We start from the raw sequence: 17,383 nt of genomic DNA, 5'->3' as shown, positions 1-17,383 counted from the left end.
GCCGGTCGCACCGGGCCGCTGCCCGGACACCGACCCGTCACGCCAGGCTCAGCGCGCCCGTCTGCCGGGCGCGGGCCTCGCCCACCCGGAGGATCACCGCGGCGGCCACGAGGAGCAGGACGCTGAGCGCTCCCAGGCCGAGCAGGGTCGGGGCGAGTTCGGTCACGGTGCGGTGTTCGAGCAGGGCGCCGCGGACCGCGAGCAGGCTGCCGGTGAGCGGAAAGACCGCGCCGACGACCTGGACGGCGGCGGGGAGGGCGAAGTGCGGGAGCCGGACACCCGAGACGAACCAGAGCGGTTCGTCGAGGATCGTGTACAAGAAGGCCGAGTCCCGGGAGAACACCAGGAGGCTGTTGAGGAAGGCTCCCCAGGCGACCGCCGGGATCAGCAGGGCCAGGAGGACGATCCCGTACATCCACCAGGCCGAGACCGACAGCGTGCCGAAACCGGTCAGGGCGGCGACGGTGAAGCAGGTGAGCAGCCAGGCGTTCTGGAGGAGCGCGCCGGCGCCGTTGGCGATCATCAGGGTGAGCCGGCCGGCCGGGGAGAGGAAGAGCAGTTCCAGGGTGCCGGTGGTCCGCTCGAAGGAGAGGTGCCAGGCGCTCTGGACGAGGGAGAAGAAGAAGGCGTACGCGAGGGTACCGGTGGCCAGGAAGGCGAGGAGCCGCTCGGGGTCGGCGGCGAGCGGCCAGTTCTCGGCAGCCCGGGAGGCCGTCGCGACGGGGCGCAGGGTGTAGTAGGTGGTGGCCAGTTGGAGGACCGGCCAGACGAGCATCGAGAAGACGACGAGCGGCTGGCCGAAGAGCCGGCGGTGCTGCTTGAGCGTTTCCGCGGCGAAGACCCGCAGGGCGTGGCGGAGCTGGTTCACCGGGTGCCGCCCTTGGCTCCGACGGTCACGTCGTCGGGGCGGACGGTCACGTCGTCGGAGCGGACGGCCGCGGTACCGGAGCCGACGGCCACCGCCTCGGAGTCGACGGCCACCGCGTCCATGTCGGCGGTCGCTTTGTCGGGCCCCGCGGTCGCCGCATCGGGACCGGCGATCACCACGCCCGCTCCGACGATCGCCGCCCCGGCCCCGGCAGTCGCGGCGCGGGATCCGGCGGTCGCGGCACGGGGGACCGTCGGGGCCGAGTGGGGCCCGGCGAGGGGTGTGTCCCCGGTGGCGGCGAGACCCGCCGCACCCCTCTCCGCCAGCGTCATGATCGCGTCCTCCAGGCTCGCCTCGGCGATCTCCAGGCCCCCGATCGAGCCGCCGGCCTCGAACACCGCCGCGGTCAGCGGTCCCGCCATGTCGTCGGGGTGGCGCAGGGTGATCAGCTCTCCACCGTCGGGCAGTGCCTCGCGGGTCGCTCCGAAGGCGTCCGCGACGGCCCGGGTGCGCTCGGTCGGGTCGGTGACGGTCAGGCGGACGGTGCGGTGGCTGCCGGTCGCGGCCTTCAGCTCGGCCGGGCTGCCCTGGGCGAGATGACGGCCGGCGGAGATCACGTACACATGGCCGCAGAGTTCCTCGACCTCGGCCAGGTAGTGGGAGGTCAGCAGCACGCCGGTGCCGTCGTGCGCGGCGAGGTCGGCGACCACGCGGCGCAGGTCGCGGGCGATCGGCGCGTCGAGACCGAGGGTCGGCTCGTCGAGGAGGAGGTAGTCGGGACGGTTGATGAGGCCGCGGGCGATGGCGAGCCGCTGGGCCATGCCGCGCGAGTACCGCTCGACCATGGTGTCGGCGGCGTCGGTCAGGCCGACGAGGTCGAGGAGTTCACCGGTCCTGCGGCGCAGTTCGGCCTTCGGGACGTCGTAGAGCTGACCGAAGTACCAGAGGTTCTCGCGGCCGGTCATGCGGGTGTAGACCATGCGCTCGCCGCCGGCGATGAGGTTGATGCGGCGGCGTACGGCACGGGCGTCGGTGACCGCGTCCAGACCGTCGACGCGGACGGTTCCGGCGCTGGGGCGCAGGAGGGTGGCGAGGATCTTGATGGTGGTGGTCTTGCCGGCACCGTTGAGGCCGAGGAGGCCGGTGACGCGTCCACGCGGGATGTCGAGGTCGAGACCGTCGACGGCGCGCTTGAGGGTGCGGGGGCCGAGGATGCCCTTGTCCCGTACGGGGAAGTCCTTGCGCAGGCCGCGTACTTCGATCGCCGTGGTCATCAGTAGGTCCTTTCGACGGCACGGGCCTCGGCCCGCGGCAGGTAGGCCAGCCCCAGGAGGAGATAGGCGCAGGTGAGGACGGCGCAGACGGCGAGTCTCGGGAGGAGTTCGGGGAGGGTCTGGCCGCCGGTGAAGCTGCCGTGCAGGACGTCCATGGCCGAGGTGGTGGGGAGCAGTTCGGCGAACCACCGCGCGGGCTCCGGCAGGTAGTCGCGGGGGAAGGTGAAGCCGCCGACCAGGCCGAGCACGATGAAGGCGGTGTTCTGCGAGATGTGGGCCTCGCCGGCCGCGATCATCAGTCCGCCGAGTCCGACCGAGAGCGCGAAGACGGCGCCGATGAGCGCGAGGCCGCCGAGCAGCGCGCCGGGCACGGAGGAGACCGGCACGGTGATGCCGAGGACGCCGACGACCAGGCCGAGGGTCAGGAATTCGAGGACGCTGCTGAGCACCGCGAAGGCGGTGAAGCCGAGCAGGTACGGGAGACGGCCGGCGGGGGCGATGAGCAGGGCGCCGAGGGTGCCCTGGCGTTGCTCGGTGATGAGCGCCTTCGCGGACCAGAGGATCATCCGTACGGCGAAGTGGAAGGCGGTCGTGCCGACCACGATGTAGGCGAGATAGGCGGTGGTGCCGCTGCCTGCGGCGAAGTCGTCACCGACGGCGCCGCCGCCGATGGCGTGGAAGCCGAGATAGGCGAGCGCGATGGTGAGCGCGGCGGGCAGGACGGTGCCGACGGCGTACGTCCATGGGTAGGCGCGGCGGGTCATCTGCCAGGTGCGCCAGGCGGTTGCCCAAGCGATGGGCATGAAACGGATCCCTCCCCCGAGAAATAGTGGAACCGAGCGAGTTCCCATTGGGAACTTACAATGAGTTTCTATCGGGAACTCACTCGATGGCGCAAGATGGATCGCCTACGGACCGGACACGGATCCGACACGGACCGGTCGCCCGAACGAGGAGGACACGTCATGGGACGAGCGGTGCCCGACCGCGACGCCGCCTGCGCCATCGCCCAGGCCGCGGCCGTCGTCGGCGACTGGTGGAGCCTGCTCCTCGTCCGCGAGACGGCACGGGGGCGGCACCGCTTCGACGAGCTCCAGCGCGAGCTGGACATCTCCCGCAAGGTCCTCACCGAGCGGCTGAACCACCTCGTCGACAGCGGAGTCCTCGACAAGGTCCCGTACCAGGAGGGGCCGGTCCGGTTCGAGTACCGGCTCAGCGATGCCGGGCGCGCGCTGCTCCCCGTCCTGGTCTCGATGCAGGACTGGGCCGACCGCTGGCTGCTCGGCGACGGTTCGCTCACCGCGTCCGCCGACGAGCGGAGCGCCGAGGCCCACCGCGTCCACGACCTGCCCGGCACCCGGCTGCCCCGGCTCACCCTGCCCGCGCACACGGGTACGCCGCTGGACCCCGTCGACGCCGGAGCCGCCGCCACCGTCCTGTTCTGCTACCCGGCGACCGGCCGGCCGGGCCCGCTCCCCGACGACTGGCTCGACATCCCCGGCACGGCGGGCTGCACCCTGGAGAACCGGCTGTTCCGGGAGGCGTACGAGAGGTTCACGGCGGCCGGCGTCGCGGTGCGCGGCATCAGCACGCAACGCCCGGACGAACAGCGGGCGTTCGCGGCGGCCGAGGAGACCCCCTTCCCGCTCCTCTCCGACATGGACAACGGACTGTCGGCGGCGCTCCGACTGCCGACGTTCCGCGCGGGCCAGGCCCTCCGCCTGAAGCGGGCGATCCTGGTCCTGGACCGCGAACGGACCGTCCGGCACGTGCAGTTCCCCGTCACGGACATCCCGGCCGCCGTGGAGACGGCCTGGCGCGAGGGGAGGTCGGTCGCCTCGGAGTGACACCGTTCGTGCCGACGCCCGGGGCTGGACACCTCGGCAAAGGTCGTCCGTGGCAGCCAAGTTGGGTGTCAGCACCCATGCCGAAGCACCGGTTCGGCTGGAAGGGTGGGAGCGGCGTCGCCGACCAGGACCAGGACCCGGTCAGCATCCGGACGAGAGGCGACCATGCCCGCCGTACCCCGTCAGGTCCCTCGTCGGCAGACCGCGGGGAGTGCGCCTCCCGCCGGGCCGACCGCGCCGCGGGACGGACACATGGTGGTGTGCGGGGACGACGCGCTCGCGCACCGCATCGCCGGTGAACTGGCCGAGGTGTACCGGCAGGACGTCGTCCTGGTCACGCCCACCGGCGGCGGACCGGACATCGCCGACGCACGCGTGCGCGTCCAGCACGCCGACCGGATCCCTCCCGACGAGCCCACCCTCATCGAGGCGGGCGTACGCCGGGCCCAGGCGCTCGCCCTGCTCTACGAGGACGACGAGGTCAACATGCGGGCCGCGTTCCTGGCCCGCCGGCTGAACCCGCACCTCCGCCTGGTCCTCCGGATGTACAACCGCAACCTCGGCCGCCGCATGGCCGAACTCCTCGACCAGGCGCGCGGCCGGCCGGACCCGGCCGCGGACGGCGACGGTCACGACGCCACCACGATCGTCCTCTCCGACGCGGACACCGCCGCCCCCGCGCTGGCCGCCACGGCCGTCACCGGAACGCGCAAGATCGTCCAGGCCGACGGGCTGCTGCTGCGCGCCGCCGAACGGATACCCGCCGAACGCGGGCCCGCCGAGCCCGACGGCTCGGCCGATCCCGGCCTCGTCACCCTGGCCCTGCTGTCGTCGACGACGAACGACCCCGCCGGTGCGGACGGCTCCGACCGCAGCGGGCGGCTCGCACCCCGGCTGTTGCCCGACGACGCCGAGGTACGGGCGGCGGCCGGGCACGGCACCGTCGTCCTGGAGGCCATCGGCCACGAACCGGTCCTGCCCCGGCGCCGGGAGAGCCGCGGCGCCTCGCCCCGTGAACTCCTCTCCCCCCGGGTGCGATGGGCCCTGGCGGGCGTCTGCGCCGCCGTCGTGGCGCTCGCCGTCACGTCCGCGGTGACCACCGGGGACCACCTGCTGCACGCCGCGTACCTCACGCTGCTCGACCTCTTCGCGATCGGAGACCCCGCGGTCGGCGAACCCACCGCCCGCCAGGTCCTCCAGATCCTCGCCGGGCTCCTCGGTCTCGTTCTGCTGCCCCTGCTGATCGCGGGCTCCCTCGAAGCACTCGGCGCCTACCGCAGCGCCGCCGCTCTCCGGCGCCCGCCACGCGGCCTCACCGGCCACGTCGTCCTCCTGGGCCTCGGGCGCGTCGGCACCCGCGTCCTGGTGCGGCTGCACGAGCTCGGCGTGCCCGTGGTGTGCGTGGAAGACGACCCCGAGGCCCGGGGCATCGCCCATGCCCGCACCCTGCGCGTCCCCGTCGTCCTCGGCGACGTCACACAGGAGGGGGTCCTGGAGGCCGCCAAGATCCACCGCGCACGCGCCCTGCTCGCCCTCACCAGCGCCGACACCACCAACCTGGAAGCCGCCCTGTACGCGCGCACGCTCAATCCGGACCTGCTCGTGGCCCTGCGCCTGTACGACGACGACTTCGCGTCCACCGTCTACCGCACCCTGCGCGCGGCCCACCCCGACGCGCTCACCCGCAGCCGCAGCGTGTCGACGCTCGCCGCTCCAGCCTTCGCCACCGCGATGATGGGCCGCCAGATCCTGGGAGCGATCGCGGTCGAACGCCGGGTCCTCGTCTTCGCCGCCCTCGACATCGCCGGGCAGCCCCAGCTCGAGGGCAGCACGGTCGCGGAGGCGTTCCGCCCCGGCGCGTGGCGCGTCCTGGCCCTCGACACGAGCGCTCCGGACCCGCCCGAACCTCCGGACGCGCCGGAGACCACCGCCGCCGCCGAGCCGCCCGGGCTGCTGTGGGACCTCCACCCCGGATACGTGCTCCACCCCGGTGACCGCGTCGTCGTCGCGGCCACCCGCGCGGGCCTCGCCGAGCTACTCGGCCGAGCGGGGTCGCCGACGGCGGGACGGACACCGTCCGAGGCGCCGCCGTCGGCGCCTGACCGTGGAACGACTCGTTAAGGTGTCCACTCGACGACACGACAGACCACGAGACAGCACAGCACGACACGACACGACGTTCACTTCGGAGGTCATGAGTGGGGCGCGCCGCATCCCTGCCGATACGCGTGCCGGTGGGGGAAGGCTCTCACCGGTGGGCCAGCAGGACCGTCCAGCGCCGTGTGCTGCTCGTGGTCCACAACGTCACCTCGGCGGGGCGGCTGCAGGACCTGCTGGCCCTTTTCCACGACGACTTCCGTGTCCAGCTCCTTGTCACATCGACGGGGTCCTCGGCCTTTCAGGGCGGCATCCGTGAGGTACTCGCCGACTGGGAGCTGCCCGAGCTGCCGTGGGAACAGGCGCTCTCCACGCCGGTCGATCTCGCGATCTCCGCGAGCTTCGGCGGTGAACTGGCCACTGTCAAAGGCAAGTTGTCCGTTCTCTCGCACGGTGTCGGATACACTAAAAGGCTGGCGCTGCCGGGAGCCGGGAGCCGGGAGCCGGGAGCCGGGAGCCGGGAGCCGGGAGCCGGGAGCCGGGAGCCGGGAGCCGAGAGCCGAGAGCCGAGAGCCGAGAGCCGAGAGCCGAGAGCCGAGAGCCGAGAGCCGAGAGCCGGGAGCCGACGTTCGGTCTTTCGCCGGAGTGGCTTCTGGCGGACGGCAGACCGTTCGTGGACGGGCTCGTCCTCTCCCACCCGGAGCAGGTCGAGCGGTTGACCCGCACATGCCCCGAAGCGGTACCCGCTGCCGTACTCGCCGGTGACCCCTGCTTCGACCGCATGCTCGCCGCCCGCCCGTACCGGGACCGGTACAGGCGCGCGCTGGGCGTGCGACAAGGGCAGCGGCTCGTCGTCGTGAACTCCACCTGGAACCCCGAGGGGCTCTTCGGCAACGGCGGTGACGCCTACGGTGACGGCGGTCGGGACATCCTGCCGGGGCTGCTCCCCCGGCTCGCCGCCGAGCTCCCCGCCGACGACTACCGGCTGGCCGCCGTGCTCCACCCGAACATCTGGTACGGCCACGGCCCGGGCCAGATCCGGGCCTGGCTGGACCGGGCCCGACGCGCCGGGCTCACGCTCGTCGACCCCGTCCACGCCTGGCGACAGGCCCTCCTCGCCGCCGATCTCGTCCTGGGCGACTTCGGCGCGGTCTCGTACTACGCCTCGGCCCTCGGCACCCCGGTGCTGCTGGCGACGGAGGGGCGGGAGCGGCTCGACCCGGAGTCCCCGCTGGCGGCCTTCGTCCGGGAGGCGCCACGGCTCGACCCGTACGGCCCCCTCCGGCCGCAGGTGGATGCGCTGCCGGCCGGGCATGGTCCGGTCGCGGACCCGGCCGAGTTCGTGTCCTCGGCTCCGGGCAGGTCGGCAGGGCTGCTGCGGCGCCACTTCTACGCGCTGATGGACCTGTCCGAGCCCTCGGCGCCCGCTTCGCTGGAGCCGCTGCCCCTCCCTCCGTACACCCCGCCGAGGCGGACGGCTCCGTTGCGGGTGCGGACGCGCGTGGACGGCTCGGACATCGAGATCGAGCGCTCCACGGAGCACCCGTACGACGCGATGGGCGAGACGCACCTGGCCGTGCACGAGGACACCCGCGATCCCGGGGATCTGGAGTCGGCGGAGGTGATCACGCGTGACGGGCGCCACGACGATCCGCGCTTCGGAAGTCCGGAGCTGTGGACGGCCGAGGTACTGCGGCGGCATCCGCACTGCGCGGTCGCCGCGTACGTGACCGGCCCGGACACCTGCACGGTGCGCACTCGGGCGCAGGGTCTCTTCGCGCTCTCCGCGACGGCCGGCGCGGATGCCGACCCGGCGGTCTACGCGTCCGCGCTGTACGCCTGGCTCGCGCGGGGCGGCACGGGCGACGGCGCGGAGGGTGCGGCACTCACGCTCCGGGTGCGTACGGCCACCGGCGTGCACCCGGTGACCGTCGCACACTCGACCTAGGGGGCGTCCTCGCAGCGTCGCCGCAGCCCCTCCAGGTACCGGAGGTGCGGCGCCGCGGCCTCCGGCAGAAGGCGTTCCGCCTCGGTGATCCGGGTGAGCGCCGCCGCGTTGTCCCCCGTCTCGTGCAGCAGCTCCGCGAGGTCGGTGAGGACGCGGGCCCGGTTGTACGTCTCTCCCTGCCGTACGAAGAAGTCTCCCGCGGCTTCCAGCAGACGGCGGGATTCGTCCCACCGCCCCAGGCCCCGCAGGGCCCGGCCCTGGTGACGTCCGGCCAGTGCCAGGGCACGCGGCAGGTCTTCGGCGCCCTCCTGGCCCGGGGCGATGCGGCGGTAGATCCGCTCCGCCTCGGTGAAGCGTTCGTACGCCGTCTCGTACTCCCAGCGGCCCAGGTCGAGCAGTCCGAGCAGTTCCACGGACGACGCCTCGCCCCGGAGGTGGTCGGCCGCTCGCTCGTGGGCGACGGCGGCGTGAGCCGCGCGCTCGGCATGCTCCCGGCGACCCAGTTCGCCGAGGCAGTGGGCGAGCTGGAAGTGCAGCGCCCCCGCCGTACGGTGGTCCACATCGCTCCGGTCCTGCTCATCGGCACAGCGGGCGGCGACGCGAAGCGCCGGAAGCACCTCGTCCCCGTACCCGGCCTTCAGCTGCAGCGGCCACAGCGCGCGGGCCAGGCGGAGCGCCGTGGTGGTGCGCCGATACTCCTCGGCCACCGACACGGCGCATACGACGTTGCCCACTTCCGCCGCCAGTACCGCGAGGCCCTCCTTCTCGTCTCGGCAGGCGTCGCCTCGCTCCGGCGCCGGTTCGGTGCGCCAGCTCTGCGGGAGGGCCGCGTGCGCCGCGTGCAGCACCCGGTTCAGGAGAAGCGCGAGCACCCGGTCCACCGCTGCGGCGCATTCCGGGATGCCGTGTTCGGGAACGGCGGTGTCGGCCAAGTAGCGCCGTACCGCGGGCCGGAACCGGTAGCGCCGGTCGGGGAGCGGCTCCAGGAGGCGGGCCTCGGCCGCCTCGGCGAGCAGCCGGTCGGCCTCGTGCTCGTCTTCGAGGTCCGCGGCGGCGGCCGCGAGGGCGGGGCTGATGGACGGCCATGCGGCGAGTGCGGTCAGGCGGCACAGCCGTGAGGCTTCGGGGGTGATCCGGCGAGATGCGCGGTGGGCCGCTCGCTGCACGGGGTTGAGCGCCGGGGGCTCGGCCCCGGATTCGGGGGCGCCGGTGTCGTCGGCGAGGAGGCGCATCGCCTCGGTCTTGAGGGAGAGCGCGTTGCCCGCGCAGCGGTCGAGCAGGCCGGGCAGCTGTGCCTTGGCGCGGGCGGCCCGCTCCCGTCCGACCTCGCCGCGCAGCAGCTTCTTCGCGTGGCGGTCGCTGAGCGGGGACACGGGGACGCGTTCGGCGTCGAGCGTGAACGGCGGGCCGGACACGACGACCAGGAGGAAGACGTCGGGTGTGGACGGGACGAGACCGCGGACCTGGGCGGGCGAGGACGCGTGGTCGATCACGACGAGCACCTGCTTGCCCGCGGTGAGCCGGCGGTAGAGCTCTTCGCGGCCCGCCTCGGTGGCCGGCATCCGGTCCCGGTCCACGCCCATCCTGAGGAGCAGCCGCAGCAGGACCGCGGCCGGCTCCGCTCCGTCGTTCGCGCCCGTGTCCCGGAGGTCGACGTGGAACTGCCCGTCGGGGAAGCGTGCCTGGCAGAGGGCGCCGAGACGCAGGGCGGTGGCGGAGGTGCCGATGCCGGGCGGCCCGTACAGCAGGGCCACGCGGGGGCTGCCCTCCCAGGGCCGGGTCGCCTCCTTCAGCAACTGCCTGACGACGTCGTCGCGGTTGACGAACTCGCGTGGTGCGGGCGGCAGGCCGCCGATCGCGAGGTGTGTCGACGCTTCGGGCGAGCTCTGTACGAGGAGGGCCCACTCGGCCGCCTGCCGGGGGTCACCGCTGATGCGGGCGTGGAGTCGGCCGGCCAGTTCCGCCCGGCCCGCCGGGTCGGGCGGCAGGGGGGTCGCGCGGCCGAGGGTCCGTCTCGCCAAGGCACCGGTGGAGAGGGCCAGTTGCTTGCCGAGCTCCCCGGTGGCACCGTTGCCCACCCCCAACAGGAATGTGGTGAGCGCGCTGAGCGCCATGATCTCCAACATACCGGCCCCTCCCCTGGTCCCCCGGCTCGACTGGGCCCGCCTCGACGCGGTAACTCCGTTCCGTGGCACGTTACATGCGACGGCGCAGCTCACGCCGGGGTGACCGGAGAGGAGCTGTCGAAGGGCGCCCAGCGGGATCCGGTGGTTCCTGGTGGGCTTCGCCGAGCGAAACGTGAATTCGATCTTGCGTTCGCAACTCCCCCGTGTTCCCATGTCATGTCTTTTTCATGATCATTGCTTTGGGGGAAAAAGAAATGACCAGAAGCATGGACCGCCGTTCCGTCATGCGCGGCATCGCGACCGCCGGAGTCGGCGTCGCGGCCGGAGCGGTGACGATGGGGAGCGGCACGGCGTACGCGGCGGGCTCCGGGGACGACCCGTACAGCGTCGACGTCATCAGCAAGGGCGCGGACCCGACCGGTGCCACCCCGAGTGACGCCGCGTTCCGCGCGGCCGCCGCCGAGGTGCTGGCCTCGTTCCAGCCCGGCCCGATCTCGGGGGCGATCCCGAAGAAGGTGCTGGTCGTCCCGCCCGGCACGTATCTCCTGACCCAGCCGGACTCGCTCCTCCCGAACGTCAACGGCGAGGGCAACGGGGGCATCGTCGACGGCGTGTCGATCACCGGCTACGGCAAGCGGCTGTCGCGGATCGTGTACTCGCCCGCGGCGAACGACACGACGCTGTGGACGAACTACCAGCGCTACAAGAACATCCGGATCTCCGGGCTCACGTTCACCAGCACCAACGCCACGTCGAGCTTCAACTACGCCTACTCGTCGGCCGACTACGGCGTCCAGGACACCTGGTACACCGACGTCGAGTGGCGCGGCAGCTGGAAGCGCGGCATCGGCCTGGACGGCCCGGCGACCACGTCCAACCTGAACAGCGAGATGGGCTGGGACCACTGCCAGGTCGGCGGATCGTACTCCGACGCCTTCCTCGTCATGGGGATGACGCCGTCCTCGACGCAGCAGGACCAGTTCCTCAACTACTGGTTCCGTGACTGCAAGGTGGAGTACCAGTCCGGCGTGTTCGTGAGGAACAACCGGGGCGGTTCGATGAACTTCATCGGCGGTTCCTACATCCTCACCGACGCCACGTCGACCGGTACGTTCTTCGAGCTGACCGCCGACGCGACCACCCGGGCCGACTCGGTCTCGCGTCTGTACGCGCAGGGCATCCGGTTCGAGCTGCGCGGTGTCGGCCACAAGGTGATCGACTCCCGGTGGTACAAGGGGAACATCACCTTCGAGTCGTGCGACGACACCGCGCTGAGCTTCAAGTCCTGGGCTCCGGACGCGGTGACGCACGTGTACGACTTCAACGCCAACGGCGCCCGCGGTCCGATGGTCCGGTACGTGGACTGCGGTCTCATGGGCTCGCACCGGGTGGGGACGGGTTCCACCGCCACCACCAACGGCAAGGTCCTGTACGACGGTTGCCGGTTCATCGACATGTCGGCCGCGACCGGGGCGACCGGCTTCCTCCGCTGGACCGGGTCCGTCGCGCCCCGCTACGAGATGCGCGACTGCCTCATCGGTGCGAACTACCTGGCGGACGTGAAGAACCCCGCATGACGGCCCCGAGGTAGGGACGTGAGCGGGCCACGACGGGAGTCGCGGCCCGCTCCGTCGTTCATCGGGCGTACACCTGGACTTCGGGTGTCGGGCCGGACGGTGGCCGCCGTACCGACACGGAGGGGCACCACGCTCACGCAGGACGTACAAGCCCCCCTCCTGAGGAGACCTGCGTGACTCACCCCCGTACCGCCCGGTCACTCGTGCTCGTCGTGACCTCGGCGCTCGCGGCCGCGGCCCTGGCCGTGCCGGCCCAGGCCCACCACCGCGGCTCCGGCGCCTCCCTGCCCGTCGTCACGCCCCGCGCGGAGACGCCGGTGCTGCACGACGACGACGCGGGCGGCAACGCCGACGCGGACGACCCCGCCATCTGGCGCAACGCCGCCGCTCCGGGCCGGAGCCTCGTCGTCGCGACCGCCAAGGAGGGCGGGCTGCGCGTCTACGACCTGGACGCACGCCTGGTGCAGTCGATAGCCGCGCCGCCCGCCGCCGGGCCGGACGACGCTCCGGGCCGGTTCAACAACGTGGACCTCGTCCAGGGGCTGCGGCTCTCCTCAGGGCGCGCCGATCTGGCCGTGACCAGCGACCGCGGTCACGACCGGCTGCGGTTCTACCGCATCGACCGCGACCGCGCCGGCGGCCCGCTGACCGATGTCACCGACCCCGCCGCCCCGGCCGTCTTCTCCCGGGACCAGGCCGAGATCAACGACCAGCGGACCGCGTACGGTCTGGCGACCTGGACGGACCCGGCGTCCGGGAAGTCCTTCGCCCTGGTCAGCCGTCGCGAGCGGACCGGCATCGCGCTGCTCGAACTGCTCCCCGCCGCGGGCGGCAAGGTCACGTACCGCACGATCCGCACCCTGGACCTCCCGGCCACGTTCCGGCTGCCCGACGGCACGTCGTGGGCCCCGTGCGGCGAGCCCGGCGAGCTGCCGCAGGTCGAGGGCATGGTCGTCGACCCCGCCAACGGCACTCTCTACGCCGGCCAGGAGGACATCGGCATCTGGCGGCTGCGCGCCGACCTCACCGGCACGCCGAAGCTTCTCGACAAGGTCCGCGAGTTCGGTGTCCCCGGCGTCTACGACGAGGAGACCGAGGAGTGCACGCCGGGCGCCGACCCCGGCTTCGGCGGGAACAGGATCTCCTCGGACGTCGAGGGGTTGACCCTGGTCACCGAGTCCGACGGCGACGGATACCTGCTCGCCTCCAGCCAGGGTGACAACACCTTCGCCGCCTACGACCGGGAGCTCGGGGACCGCAACGAGTACGAGGGCGGCTTCCGGGTCGCACCCGCGAGCAGCGCCCTCGACGGCTCCGAGGAGTGCGACGGCGCCGCCGCACTGAACGCACCCCTCGGATCCGCATACCCGCGCGGACTGCTCGTCGTGCAGGACGGGCACGACGCCCCCGGCGACGGTGACCGGCCCGCGACCAACTTCAAGTTCGTCGACCTCGGCCTCGTCATGGACGCCCTCGACGACTGATCCGCCCCACGATCGCCTTCCCCCCACCGGCCGCCGGGGTTCGACGAGCCGGCGGCCGGTGACGTGTGCGGTGTCCGGAGCCCGCGGTGCGAGGGGTGCGGTGTCACACCGTCGCGAGGAGGGCCGCCACCGCATGGGCCGTGGCCGGGTGGCTCGTCGTCAGAGACGGCGGACGGAGCTCGTGGGCGGTGGGCGTCCACGGGTCGCCGCAGCCCAGCAGGTCCGCGACCGCGTCGCAGGCGGCCCGATGGGTGAACAACAGTGCCGCGCCGGTCGGGCCGGTGACCGGCCCGGCCGCCGGGGCCCAGCCGTCCGTGCAGCCCAGGAGGTCCGCGACCGCGTCGCAGGTCTCCGGGTGGAGGGGAAGCAGCGCCGCGCCGCGTGGCGAGGCGGTCGCCAGGGGCGTCCGCTCCCCCGGCTGCTCGTGCCACGGCGGGACCCAGGCGTCCAGGGCCGCGAGCCGGGCCGGGAAGATCCGCCCCGCCTCGCGGATGAGCAGGGGGGCCAGCTCGGCGGCGTTCGACCGCAGCGTGGTGATGAGCGTGGGCAGCCACGGCAGCAGTACGGGGTCGGGAAGCCGTCCGAAGGCGTTCGACACGGCTTCCACGACGACGTCGGCGAGTCCCGGTACCGGCTCCAGGGCGTGCACGAATCCGCTGAGGTAGCGGGGGTAGGAGGGCACCACCAGGGGGTTGCCGAGGAGTTCGTCGCAGCGCCCGCGCAGCTCGCCCCTGGAGAGGGTGCCGAGCTGGACCTGGGCCGCCCACAGCAGCGCCGTCTTCGCGGGGTCCCGCGGGTGGGACTGGGCGACGGCGAGCTCCAGCTGTGTACGGTCGCAGCCGAGTGACAGCGCCAGGCTCTCCATGCTGAACAGGAAGCCCAGCATCGCCGCCACCTGGCCCACGGTCGCGTCCTCGTCGCGGAACGCCGTCGGCAGCAGCGTGCAGTAGTGCGCGTACCCGGTTCTGACGAAGGCCTCGATCCACGGCGGCAGGACCGGTTCGCTGGTGCGGTAGTAAGCCAGGAGGCCGCGTACCCGGCGCAGTACCTCCGGCGCCCCGTCCACGGTGCGCTCGCCCGCCAGGACGTCGAGGGCCCGCGTCCCCAGCTCGTCGGCGAGGCGTCGGCCGCCGAGGAAGAGCGTGGCGTCCTCGACGGCCGCGAGGACCTCGGCCGTGGTGGCCTGCGGTCCGTACGCGGTACGGCGCAGGCGCTGCTCCAGTACCTGCTCCAGGCTCACGCCCTCGTAGCCCAGCTCGATGAGGGCGCGCTGGTGGGTGCCGAGCGACAGGTCCCAGGACTCCTGGATCGACCGTTCGCCGAGCCGCCGCTCCCCCATCACCGTGCGTGCGGCGCCGGGCGGCAGCAGTCGGCGCAGCATCCACAGAACGTCCGAGCAGGCCCGCAGCTCGGGCCGGGACGCCATGTCGAGCAGGGCGCGCCGTACGCCGCGCTGCTGGAGGTTCAGTTCCAGGGGCGCCAGCCGGTCGTGGACGTCACGGGCGAGGGGCGGCAGGGCGTCGTAGCCGACCTGGCCGATCCGGTCGCCGCCCATCATGATCTCGACGAGTCGGCGCACGTCCCGCCGGCCGGGGACGGTGTCCTTCTCGATACAGGTGACCGCCGCGTCCTGGAAGTCGTACGGCGTGGGCTTGGCCCGGTCCCGCATGGCGGCGAGCAGGATCGAGGTCTCGAAGACGGCGATCGCGTCGGCGGTGGAGGCCAGATACCCGTTGCGCCGGGCGGCGCGGACGATGTCCACGGACCAGCCGAGCAGTTCGGCCTCGTCGAGGCCGTGGAGGACGGGGGGCTGCTGGAGGAAGCCGGAGAGCCGGTCCTCCGCCGGTACGGGTACGGGCTCGGCAGCGGTGGCCTTCGCAGCCGTCTTCGTGGTTCGCGGCTTCTTCGTACCGGCCTGTCCCTCCAGGCGGTACGGCGTCACCCCGGTGCGCTTGAGGTTCTTGGCCCACTCCGTCGCGGCGATCGACACCGAGCCCGAGGCGAGGCCGAACTGCGCCTCGATGGCCGCGTGGCTGGACGGGATCAGCCCGTACTGCCAGGTCGTGGCCGTCCGCGGGGTGATGGTGTAGTCGCCCGCGCCGTGGACGCCGAACTCGTCGACGCGGCTGGCCGCGTGGAAGGCGCCGCACACGTACAGGCAGTCCGCCGGGTCGGTGCCGGTGGCGGCGAGGTGCTCGCGCATCCGGGTCCACATGTAGCGCTCGCGGTCCTCGTCGACACGCACCCGTTCCCCCTGGCCGGGGGCGAGGCGCCGGAAGAGGCTGCCGATGAGGAACATGACCTGGCGGTAGGTGTCGTGGTCGCTGTCGCCGAGCGGGACCTCGACGTACTGGTGCCACCACTCCGACCAGTGCCGCACCTTGCCGTGGCGGAGCAGGTGCTCCTCCAGTTCGGCGAAGCGGGGCCGCAGGTCGCCGATCTCGACGCCGACGGCCTCGCCGTGGAGGGCTGCCTCGGGTTCGGTCCCGGCCGTGTGGGTCTCGCCGTCGGCCGGCTGTCGAGGGTCCCATTGGAAGACGTGGTCGGAGGAGCGGTCGACGAGGACGAGTTCCACGCCGGGGGTGTCGAGGGCGTACGCGACGGCCTGGTACTCGGCGGAGGCCTCGGTGATCGGGGCGACGACGGACAGGGGCGCCCAGTCGGGCGGGAAGCCGTCGATGTCGCTCGCGAAGGCCTGCACGGCGACGGGCAGCCGGCAGTTGCGCAGCTCGGTGAGGAGCGGCGCCATGTCCTCGCACAGCTCCAGGTACACGACCTTGGGCTGCTTCTCGCGCAGCCGGCGGGCCATGGCGAGGGCGGAGGCGGGCGAGTGGTGGCAGACGGGGAAGATCTCCAGCGGTTCGGCGACCGCCCGGTCGACGTCGTCGACCAGGCCCAGGAGGATGCCTTCCAGGGCGTCCTGTCCGCCGGAGAACTCGGCCGCCGCTTCGTGGAGTTGTCCGCGCAGGGCGGCGAACGGCGGGCTCGTGGGCTGCTCGGAGGTGCTGCTCATGCCAGCTTCGCGATCGCTTCGCGGCCGCCTTCGAGGAACTCGGGCCAGGAGCCGCCCTCTTCCTTGCCGCGTGGCTCGACGACACCGTGCAGGTACTTGTTGAGGATGGCCAGGTCCTCGGGCTCGCGGCGGGCGAGCGTGCCGACCAGGGAGGCGGCGAGGGCGCGTGCGGTCAGGGTGCGCTCGCCGAAGAAGTCGCTGTGGAGGACCGCGTCCTCCAGGACGCCGATCTGCTCGGCGGTGGACAGGGCGGACTCCAGCTTCTCGTCGTCGCTCCCGGCCGCGGCGGCGGAGGCCCGCAGGTCGGCGAAGCTCTGGAGGAGGACGTCGAGGAGGGTGGGCGGCACGTCCAGTTCGATCGCGTGCCTGCGGAGCAGTTCCTCGGTTCGGAAGCGGACGATCTCCGCCTCGCTCTTCTTGTTCGTGACGACCGGGATGCGCACGAAGTTGAACCGTCGCTTCAGCGCGGAGGACAGGTCGTTGACGCCCCGGTCGCGGCTGTTGGCGGTGGCGATGACCGAGAAGCCGGGCTGGGCGAAGACGATGTTCTCGCCGCCGGCGCTGTCGAGCTCGGGGACCGAGATGTACTTCTCGGAGAGGATCGAGATCAGCGCGTCCTGGACGTCGCTGGTGGAGCGGGTCAGCTCCTCGAAGCGGCCGATGGTGCCGGTCTCCATCGCGGTCATGATCGGCGAGGGGATCATCGACTCGCGGGACTGGCCCTTGGCGATGACCATCGAGACGTTCCAGGAGTACTTGATGTGGTCCTCGGTGGTGCCCGCGGTGCCCTGGACGACCTGTGTGGAGTTACGGCTGATCGCGGCGGAGAGGAGCTCGGCGAGCCAGCTCTTGCCGGTGCCGGGATCGCCGATCAGGAGCAGGCCGCGGTCGGAGGCGAGGGTGACGATGGAGCGCTCGACGAAGCTGCGGTCGCCGAACCACTTCTGCGACACCTCCCGGTCCAGACCGTCGGCGCGCTCGGAGCCGAGGATGAACAGGCGGACCATCTTCGGCGAGAGGCGCCAGGAGAACGGCTTGGGGCTGTCGTCGATCGACTCCAGCCAGTCGAGTTCCTCGGCGTACTTGATCTCGGCGGGAGCGCGGAGCAGGTCGGACATGTGAAGGGCCTTTCTGGGCAGGTCGTGGGTG

Annotated in this window: 11 protein-coding genes; 5 read left to right on the top strand and 6 right to left on the bottom strand. The window is 72.5% G+C overall.

Annotated elements, in window-relative coordinates; all coding sequences use genetic code 11:
• Nucleotides 1-37: 37 nt before the first annotated feature.
• Genes OG259_RS39700 through OG259_RS39690 form a run of 3 tightly spaced genes read right to left on the bottom strand, consistent with a single transcriptional unit; the run spans nt 38 to nt 2,945 of the window.
• A complete protein-coding gene (locus OG259_RS39700; protein ID WP_328946690.1) occupies nt 38-868 on the bottom strand; it encodes an ABC transporter permease in 831 nt (276 codons plus the stop codon).
• Nucleotides 865-2,142, bottom strand: coding sequence for an ABC transporter ATP-binding protein (locus OG259_RS39695; protein WP_328946689.1), 1,278 nt, complete (start codon nt 2,140-2,142; stop codon nt 865-867). Before OG259_RS39695 ends, OG259_RS39700 begins: the two co-directional genes overlap by 4 nt.
• Nucleotides 2,142-2,945 carry an ABC transporter permease gene (locus OG259_RS39690; RefSeq protein ID WP_328946688.1) on the bottom strand — a complete coding sequence of 268 codons (804 nt, stop codon included), beginning with the start codon at nt 2,943-2,945 and terminating at the stop codon, nt 2,142-2,144. Before OG259_RS39690 ends, OG259_RS39695 begins: the two co-directional genes overlap by 1 nt.
• 162 nt (nt 2,946-3,107) lie before the next feature.
• Here OG259_RS39690 and OG259_RS39685 point away from each other — a divergent pair, with 162 nt between their 5' ends.
• The 3 genes from OG259_RS39685 to OG259_RS39675 all read left to right on the top strand — a co-directional run bounded on the left by OG259_RS39685 (nt 3,108) and on the right by OG259_RS39675 (nt 8,034).
• Entirely contained in the window at nt 3,108-3,989 is an 882-nt protein-coding gene (locus OG259_RS39685; RefSeq protein ID WP_328946687.1) for a winged helix-turn-helix transcriptional regulator, read from the top strand.
• A gap of 252 nt (nt 3,990-4,241) precedes the next feature.
• Nucleotides 4,242-6,110: an NAD-binding protein gene (locus tag OG259_RS39680; RefSeq protein ID WP_328946686.1), complete on the top strand. Its 1,869-nt coding sequence runs from the start codon at nt 4,242-4,244 to the stop codon at nt 6,108-6,110.
• 649 nt (nt 6,111-6,759) lie between these two features.
• The gene (locus tag OG259_RS39675) at nt 6,760-8,034 is read left to right on the top strand and encodes a hypothetical protein (protein WP_328946685.1); all 1,275 of its coding nucleotides are present in this window, start codon (nt 6,760-6,762) and stop codon (nt 8,032-8,034) included.
• Here OG259_RS39675 and OG259_RS39670 read toward each other — a convergent pair.
• Nucleotides 8,031-10,160 carry a tetratricopeptide repeat protein gene (locus OG259_RS39670; protein WP_328946684.1) on the bottom strand — a complete coding sequence of 710 codons (2,130 nt, stop codon included), beginning with the start codon at nt 10,158-10,160 and terminating at the stop codon, nt 8,031-8,033. The genes OG259_RS39675 and OG259_RS39670 overlap by 4 nt on opposite strands.
• Before the next feature lie 254 nt (nt 10,161-10,414).
• Between OG259_RS39670 and OG259_RS39665 the strand changes: the two genes are divergently transcribed.
• Together OG259_RS39665 and OG259_RS39660 are read left to right on the top strand one after the other, a co-directional pair.
• Nucleotides 10,415-11,737: a hypothetical protein gene (locus OG259_RS39665; protein ID WP_328946683.1), complete on the top strand. Its 1,323-nt coding sequence runs from the start codon at nt 10,415-10,417 to the stop codon at nt 11,735-11,737.
• A 173-nt stretch (nt 11,738-11,910) separates the two neighbouring features.
• Nucleotides 11,911-13,221, top strand: coding sequence for a phytase (locus OG259_RS39660; RefSeq protein ID WP_328946682.1), 1,311 nt, complete (start codon nt 11,911-11,913; stop codon nt 13,219-13,221).
• Between the two features lie 103 nt (nt 13,222-13,324).
• On the opposite strand, the gene OG259_RS39655 is transcribed toward OG259_RS39660, so the two are convergent.
• On the bottom strand, nt 13,325-16,234 hold the full coding sequence (locus tag OG259_RS39655) for a hypothetical protein (protein WP_328946681.1): 2,910 nt from the start codon (nt 16,232-16,234) through the stop codon (nt 13,325-13,327).
• Complete coding sequence (locus tag OG259_RS39650) at nt 16,231-17,352, bottom strand: ATP-binding protein (protein WP_266901300.1); 1,122 nt, start codon at nt 17,350-17,352, stop codon at nt 16,231-16,233. The genes OG259_RS39655 and OG259_RS39650 overlap by 4 nt, the downstream gene beginning before the upstream one ends.
• Between the last annotated feature and the right edge of the window lie 31 nt (nt 17,353-17,383).

It is taken from the genome of Streptomyces sp. NBC_00250 (genome assembly GCF_036192275.1).
Taxonomy (GTDB): Bacteria; Actinomycetota; Actinomycetes; order Streptomycetales; family Streptomycetaceae; genus Streptomyces.
Note: the sequence above shows the minus strand (reverse complement) of the source record. Positions and strands in the feature narration are given on the sequence as shown.